9 protein-coding genes are annotated in these 6,538 nt (G+C 41.2%); 1 reads left to right on the top strand and 8 read right to left on the bottom strand.

Features of this window, described 5'->3' with window-relative positions; genetic code table 11:
• The 5 genes from ABUA47_RS22010 to ABUA47_RS21990 form a co-directional block, all read right to left on the bottom strand.
• A partial coding sequence (locus ABUA47_RS22010) for a MarR family transcriptional regulator (protein ID WP_349832051.1) occupies positions 1-697 on the bottom strand: 697 nt, incomplete at its 3' end.
• A gap of 24 nt (positions 698-721) precedes the next feature.
• Positions 722-1,279 (bottom strand): hypothetical protein, encoded by a 558-nt coding sequence (locus ABUA47_RS22005; protein ID WP_009293473.1) that lies wholly within the window; start codon positions 1,277-1,279, stop codon positions 722-724.
• Positions 1,276-1,671: a hypothetical protein gene (locus ABUA47_RS22000; protein ID WP_005836719.1), complete on the bottom strand. Its 396-nt coding sequence runs from the start codon at positions 1,669-1,671 to the stop codon at positions 1,276-1,278. The genes ABUA47_RS22005 and ABUA47_RS22000 overlap by 4 nt, the downstream gene beginning before the upstream one ends.
• A gap of 10 nt (positions 1,672-1,681) precedes the next feature.
• A complete protein-coding gene (locus tag ABUA47_RS21995; RefSeq protein ID WP_007761496.1) occupies positions 1,682-2,128 on the bottom strand; it encodes a hypothetical protein in 447 nt (148 codons plus the stop codon).
• Positions 2,129-2,146: 18 nt separating this feature from the next.
• Positions 2,147-3,196: a hypothetical protein gene (locus ABUA47_RS21990; RefSeq protein ID WP_009293474.1), complete on the bottom strand. Its 1,050-nt coding sequence runs from the start codon at positions 3,194-3,196 to the stop codon at positions 2,147-2,149.
• 235 nt (positions 3,197-3,431) lie between these two features.
• On the opposite strand from ABUA47_RS21990, the gene ABUA47_RS21985 reads away from it, so the two are divergent.
• Complete coding sequence (locus ABUA47_RS21985) at positions 3,432-4,076, top strand: recombinase family protein (protein ID WP_029257182.1); 645 nt, start codon at positions 3,432-3,434, stop codon at positions 4,074-4,076.
• A 367-nt stretch (positions 4,077-4,443) separates the two neighbouring features.
• Here ABUA47_RS21985 and ABUA47_RS21980 read toward each other — a convergent pair whose 3' ends face one another.
• The 3 genes from ABUA47_RS21980 to ABUA47_RS21970 form a co-directional block, all read right to left on the bottom strand.
• Positions 4,444-5,124 carry a hypothetical protein gene (locus tag ABUA47_RS21980; protein ID WP_005836710.1) on the bottom strand — a complete coding sequence of 227 codons (681 nt, stop codon included), beginning with the start codon at positions 5,122-5,124 and terminating at the stop codon, positions 4,444-4,446.
• 470 nt (positions 5,125-5,594) lie between these two features.
• Positions 5,595-5,849: an LPD11 domain-containing protein gene (locus ABUA47_RS21975; protein WP_005836708.1), complete on the bottom strand. Its 255-nt coding sequence runs from the start codon at positions 5,847-5,849 to the stop codon at positions 5,595-5,597.
• Positions 5,850-6,337: 488 nt separating this feature from the next.
• Positions 6,338-6,538: DUF4313 domain-containing protein (locus ABUA47_RS21970; RefSeq protein ID WP_349832049.1), on the bottom strand; the 201-nt coding region annotated here is incomplete at its 5' end.

Raw genomic sequence — 6,538 nt, 5'->3', positions numbered from 1 at the left:
GTCCTGTCCAGTCCCCATACAATTCCAATCGGAAGTAGTCCATAAACTCTGCACTGTCGTCGAATCTCGACTTACGCAGTGCCCGTTGTATGGCGGCAAATGCAATGCACTCCAAAGCTACCATACGAATCTTGACAGCCCGTTCATCATCATCCGCTGCCAGATTGATGCGAGTGATACTGTCCGGAGATGGGCAGTTATCGCATATGCCAGCTTCATCCATTGCCCGACGAACAAGTTGTTCACACTTGATACCGGTTTCGTCAAGGGACACTTTGCCGATTATCCAATCGGACAATACCTCACGTAGCTGTTCTGCAAGGTTCAACTTCTTCGGTCCATTGCAAGACTCCGTGGATTGGCTGGTTTGCACAGTCATGGTAATGATGACGCTTTTGGAAAGCCGGATGCGATTCAACAAGCCGAACTCTTCCATTACATCCAAAAAAGAACGGACAGTAGCCCTATGCCAATGCCATTCCGATGAAAGGTCGGAAACAGTCACGTGGCACTGGTTGGGTTGAAGTTCGTAGCCTTTGTTCCTTAAAAAAGGGGAAACAAAACCTGCCAAAGAGTTATCCAACAAATCACAGAAGGCTTCTGTCTTTGTTTTTCGTTCACCGACTTTCTCCTTGAGGTAGTCAAAAACTTCTCTGTCTGCCAATATAGGGACAGCTATTTTCTGCTTGGTTTTCATTTTCATTTCATTTTTAAATTATTACTATTGTGCGGATATATCAGTGTTGCCGCTATCCGCATCTTGCGGCAATATCGCGTGATGATGGTCATAATAACTTTCGGCTAATAGTCCGGGGAATTTCATCCATTCAGAGATTATGCCTATGTCCTGAAATTCGGTCATGACCCGAACAGAGGGATAGAACAGGGCAGCCAAAAGAAGATAGGCGGCAGTTACCGCCGTCGTGTACAAGTGTGGAACAAGACTGATGGCCAATGCCACCAATGAGAGTATGGCAAACATACATGGTCGGTCACATAAACCTCTTAATAACTTGTCCGCTCTCCTAAATGAATATATAGCGGCACAGACAGCGGTTGAAAGAAAAATACCTAACTCGCCAACATGTCCGCTGATGTAAACATAGTGGAAGAGCAATAGCAGAATCAATACGACCCGTACATATAGTTTACGAGCCTTTACACTGTGTATCATAGCATCATAGAACCTTACCATAAAAGAACGGTGGCTCTTGTACAATGCTAATGGCAATACGAAAAGTATTATACAGAAGATAAGTTGTAGTATATTCCAAATCATAAATAATAGGGTTTTTCGCGTATTTGAATGGGTGGTATCACCAACTCTAATTGGACAATATTGTGGGTGGCCAACAAGATGATAACTTCGGCATCCCTCGGTGAAAGGTATATCGCTGCTTTCTTAATACGTTGCTTGAACGTATGCTCCTGCTTGCGGTAGGCTGCCAATGCCTTATCCAGTTTATGTTCTGGAATTGTCCATGTCATGCCTTTGGCGTATGAGCCTTTGTCTTTGTAAGCCCGCAGTATCAACGTGCGGGAAACAATGTAGTTGATATATCCGTTTCTTGACAAAGCATACTCCTTGTAGAAATTGTCATCAACAACCTCTATCCACGTCCGGTATTCCCTAATCCAATAAACCATTTGTCGGTATAGTGTATCCCGCATAACATGGCCATTAAAGGAAATTCATCAAGAGATCGTCTTTGTTCTTCTTATACTTGAATGTACCACTTTTGGAATGAAGTTCCAAATCAAGGCACAGCTCGCCGTACATCTGCTCAAGAGAATCATAGATGGTAACAAGAATGCTATTTACCTTACCGTCTGCATCTGTCTTGCAATTCATCTTGAACATCTGTCCAAATGCTGGGTTGGAGTATGCACAGGTGCTATGCCCGAATTTGTCAGCGTGCGTGGGGATGTGGTGGTAGAGAGTTATAAGCTCCATATCGTCCTCAAACAGATCCATCACTTCCTCCAAGTCGTAAGGGTCGCGTAGCGGGAAGGTCAGTAGGGCGTAGTCACCGTAGAATTGTGCTTCCTCCATTGTCGTCACATCAAGCAGTTGCGGTAGTTGCAGAGGGACAAATGTCATAAAGTCATTGAAAAAATGTCGTAACATATTCATATTTTTATATTGTTAGAGCGTCTGTATGAAAATATCCATAAGCATTCCTGGCAATTCAGTCAGTTGACCACTTTCCGATTGCAGGATTCGGCTCAAGGTTTTGAACGTCACAGGTGTCTGTGCCGCCATCCGGTCAAGTTGTTTCCGTTCTTTATCGGAAAGCAATGTCATAGAGAATCCGTCCAGTGAAGTATAAGGTTGGATAAGCATCCATATATAGGCATGTGCTTGCGAAGAGGTCTTGATTTTTTTGTTCCGAACATCTTCTATACAAATCTGCATATTTTGTATTTGGCGACGGTTGGTGCGCATCGTCAAATAAAGCATAGCCTCCCGATAGGTAATCTCTTTTCTCTCGGCGGCAAGGAATATCTGCGAACAACACTGTTCGGTACCACGTGTGATGTCAACCATACTCTCACCCTCGAAATCGTGCAAGTGAGAGAGGAACGCACGGAATATGGCATCTTCTTTAGTGATATAAGTAATCAGTTCATTGCGGCTATGTATGCCATTACGGATAGTTCGGGTCAGTAACATACGGTATGCCGCAAGGATTTGCTCTTTGTTACCCTTATGAAACGGAAGGTTATCCAGTGAGTTGAAAAATGGGCGGATTTCTCCAGCGGCATGATGCAGTTCCTCATCATTGTTATAAGGTGAGAACTCTCCTTTGAGAGCCAAAAGTTCCTGATAAGTACGCGTCTTTGAGAGGGCTAAGCGTGAGAACTCAATGCGGATAGAATCATGCAGTCTGATACACTCTTCACGCTGATTGGAATGGGGGTGACTGATCGTATCATTCCGGAAATGCCTAAAAACAGAGTCTTTTACAGTTTGCCATTGTAGGATATGTTCGGTCAATACTTGAAATGAAGAATCTTTCTGACGTCGTATATTGTACAAATACTCCCTGTATATTCCGGCAGGATCGTTCGTAGCTTCAGACAATGATTTGCCATTTCTATCGCTGCATGATATCAGGCCCAATATGGTCAATGAAACGATACATCTTCCAGTCAAAAATGATGGAGTCTTGTAGTATGATTTTAAAATTTTCATATTCAACAATTCATATTTAACAATGCAAATCTATATATTATTTTTGTTGCAAAAGCCCTTTTATATCGCATTTAGTATAATTTTTGGTATCATATTAACAATATGATTGTCAATGAAAATAAGTGCAAGAAAAAGAGCTAAAAAAAGGATTCAGCGAGATTTTTTCCACGATATGATTTTAGATTCAAATGAAAGTGCTATATTTGCACTTGTTATCAAAACAGTGTATATTAAAATGGCAAAAGTTGGCTATATATTCAAGGAAAATAATGACAGTTTTGATGCTGAGAGAGAATGGATGCAGCGATACGGTTGTGTACAAATCGTAGAGGAAACAGTTGAACATGAAACATTGAGACCTATGTGGAAACAGCTTATGGCGAATCTTCAAAGGGGCGATGAAATAGTCATATCCAAATTCAGCAATGCCGCACGCGGCTTAAGAGAACTGGCCGCGTTCATCGAACTATGCCGTATCAAAATTGTACGTGTCATATCCATTCATGACAGAGTTGATACTCGCGGTGAATTATTCCCCGGTACGACAGCAGCCGATGTGTTGTGGATAATAGGGGCATTTCCGGAAGAAATTGCCGCACTACGAAAATATTCCGCTCATGTCGAGAAGTTACGCCAGAATATCAAAGCCCCGGCTGTGCCGAAGGTATTACCTAAAGCAGAACGAGATAAGACAATCGTGGATATGTATATCAACGGTCATTCTTTCGATGATATTTGGGCTGCAAGCGGTTTTAGCAGCAAAAGTTCTATTTGGCGCATACTCAATAAATATGGCGTAAAACTTGATCGTGGCCAAACCAGCGGTCCGCGTGTCAAACAGAAACCGGAAGAGGACGGAACAAATGAAGGTGATTCCTGATAGAATTTTCACATAATCAAGATCGTATATTTGTTTTTCGGTTATTATTTTGTATTTTTATTATTGTTAAAACTATAAAAGTAAGACTTATGGGAGATATTATAATTGTATTGCTGGTATTCTGGGTTGTCGGCAAGCTCCTGAAGGGCGTGTTTGGCGGTTTCAGTAAAAGCAGTTTCAAAGATGATAAGTAGGCCAGCCAAGGGATGGGTAAATACGGTCAAAAAGACTGGTTCAAGAGGCGTGAAATTGTAAAAAGGGAGTGGAATGGAATAAATATAAACGGAGCTTCCGGCAACAGGAATCCAGGATATATCGGTTGAGATATACCCTGAATACATGTCGGATATTGTCTGTCCGGAGATGTTTAGGCTTTCCACCTATATCCCTCGTCTGTCAGTTCCAAGTATTCCTCTAATCCCGGTTTTACGAAAAAGACAATTTCAAAGGCTTCGTTACTTCCGTTATCGGGGAATGTCATGTCGGTTTCTCCATTTCGGATAATCCCTTTACCCACGTTGGAACCAAGGTCTTCATCCGCATAGGCATACAGAAACTCGATGTCCGGAAATTTCTCGGAGAGTGTTTGGATAAGTAGCGGCACACCTGCCCAAGCCGTATCAAACCAAAGCACGTTCGGTTCTTCAAAATTCTGATTAAGGGCATTCCATTTTGTACCCCAGTTGGCGATAGACCACTCGTACCAAGTGGTATAACCGTACTTTCTTTGATTTTCCAGATACAATACTCCAAGCTGTAACGCTTCTTTTCTGCCTTCTTCCGTCAATCCTTCCATCCATTGAATGACTTTCAAATCGTCCGGAGAATTGAATGGCTTGCGTTGCATTGCTTTGAGATATTTCATACCAAATTCCCCAGAAGTGGACGCCTCTATCAGTAGGTCCTTTGGCATAGGGATAATGTTGTTGAAATCAATATAGCAAGGCGTACTGTCTTCATCAGTTTCTCCTTTTAAGAAATCCATCACATTTTGTACTGTTTCTCTGTCTGCGTTTATTTCTAAACGGTTTGTTACATAATTGGGCATGATTTTAATTGTTTAAAAATTGGTTAGTATTAACTTTTATTTTCCCTATTGTCGGTTCTTTACTGATTGAACCGTTTTGGGATTTATGGATGCGGCAAACGGCTGTTGATACAGCTTCATACGGCAACTTTTCTTGCCAAATTACTCTTGCGCAGGAAGGAAGAATTTTGCAAGAAATACATTTCAAGTAGCCGAATCAAGCGCGACAGCCGACCTTTGCATCTGATAAAACCAAACCGGTGATAGGATGAAGAATAGATGGGAGATAAAATGAAAAATAATTAATATAAAAGAGGAATGCTATTCTTTTTGCAGAAATATAAAAAAGGAATAGAATGATATAATTATAAAAGAAGGACTATTATTGCCCTCTCAATTATAAGAGGGTATGTTCTCAAACTCCGACCCTTGTTTGTAATAATGTAATACCGTAACACCTCCGTTAAAGGTCGTTACGGTATTTTTTTGAATTATTCTTGTGTTACTTCCATAGCCTTACTGTATTCTTTGATTTGCTCCTTTGTCAGCCATTCGGGTTTTTCGTTTTCCCGGAAGCTGTCGTGAATTTTCGTCATATACTCAATTTGTGTCTTTTCAGAACCAGCCCACAAACGATGAGGACTTTTGTTTCCAAAGCCAAGATAATATTCACAGTCGGCTTGCAAACGACCCAATAACATATACCTGAATTTTAAATCATGCTGTAATACTTCTTCTATTGTCATACTCGTTTTCGTTTTAATTAAGTTTTTTATTTTCCCTTTTTTCAAGTCTTTCGACTTTGCCTGAAGGGTTGTTTTTCATGTGCGTCCCAAACGACGAAGCAGGAACGCAGTGCAAGGAATCGGGAATGAAATTTTATGAATACCGAAATCTATGATTTAGGAAGATTACGTCAAATTTCATTTCGGATAGCGTAGCGATACTTGAATAGCGTTCGTTCGCCGTAATTTTGCACACGAAAACAAGACCGGGCGAAAGTCTGGATAACGACAGGAAACATCAACATTCATTACATAAGGACTGTAAAAGAGAGCAGGCAGTTACGCTGCTATAAAAGGGAAACAAGGAAATTAAAAAAGTGGGCACGGGGCAATCTGTAAAAAAGGGGGATGCCACCTGTCTTCGGACAAAAGAAGATACCATACCGATAGGATTTAACCGATACGGTATCTCTTTGGTAGTCATCAGTACCATACTTTCAGAAAACCATTTAAAAACATTCGATATTCGCCTCTTGGAAAATCTGCGGGGCGTGCTGATAAAGCAAAGGAAGATTCAATACCGCCATTGGATATTCTACAAATCCGCTTCTACGCTTGTAACCGGAATAAGTCGCTAAATTATTTGTCTCCAGAAACTCCATTGCATCCGGATAATGGTTCACATCAATAAATGTACGGTCTGGCAAATC

The sequence above is a fragment of the Bacteroides sp. RTP31139st1_H2_RTP31139_211217 genome (assembly GCF_040227615.1).
GTDB classification, from domain to species: Bacteria; Bacteroidota; Bacteroidia; order Bacteroidales; family Bacteroidaceae; genus Bacteroides; species Bacteroides uniformis.
The sequence above is the reverse complement of the archived record's forward strand: the minus strand, read 5'-3'. Positions and strand labels throughout refer to the sequence as shown.

Bases quoted from the DNA above. Each gene is read 5' to 3' on its own strand.
- ABUA47_RS22005 (WP_009293473.1), bottom strand. From the start codon at position 1,279: ATGATTTGGAATATACTACAACTTATCTTCTGTATAATACTTTTCGTA.
- ABUA47_RS22000 (WP_005836719.1), bottom strand. From the start codon at position 1,671: ATGCGGGATACACTATACCGACAAATGGTTTATTGGATTAGGGAATAC.
- ABUA47_RS21995 (WP_007761496.1), bottom strand. From the start codon at position 2,128: ATGTTACGACATTTTTTCAATGACTTTATGACATTTGTCCCTCTGCAA.
- ABUA47_RS21990 (WP_009293474.1), bottom strand. From the start codon at position 3,196: ATGAAAATTTTAAAATCATACTACAAGACTCCATCATTTTTGACTGGA.
- ABUA47_RS21985 (WP_029257182.1), top strand. From the start codon at position 3,432: ATGGCAAAAGTTGGCTATATATTCAAGGAAAATAATGACAGTTTTGAT.
- ABUA47_RS21980 (WP_005836710.1), bottom strand. From the start codon at position 5,124: ATGCCCAATTATGTAACAAACCGTTTAGAAATAAACGCAGACAGAGAA.
- ABUA47_RS21975 (WP_005836708.1), bottom strand. From the start codon at position 5,849: ATGACAATAGAAGAAGTATTACAGCATGATTTAAAATTCAGGTATATG.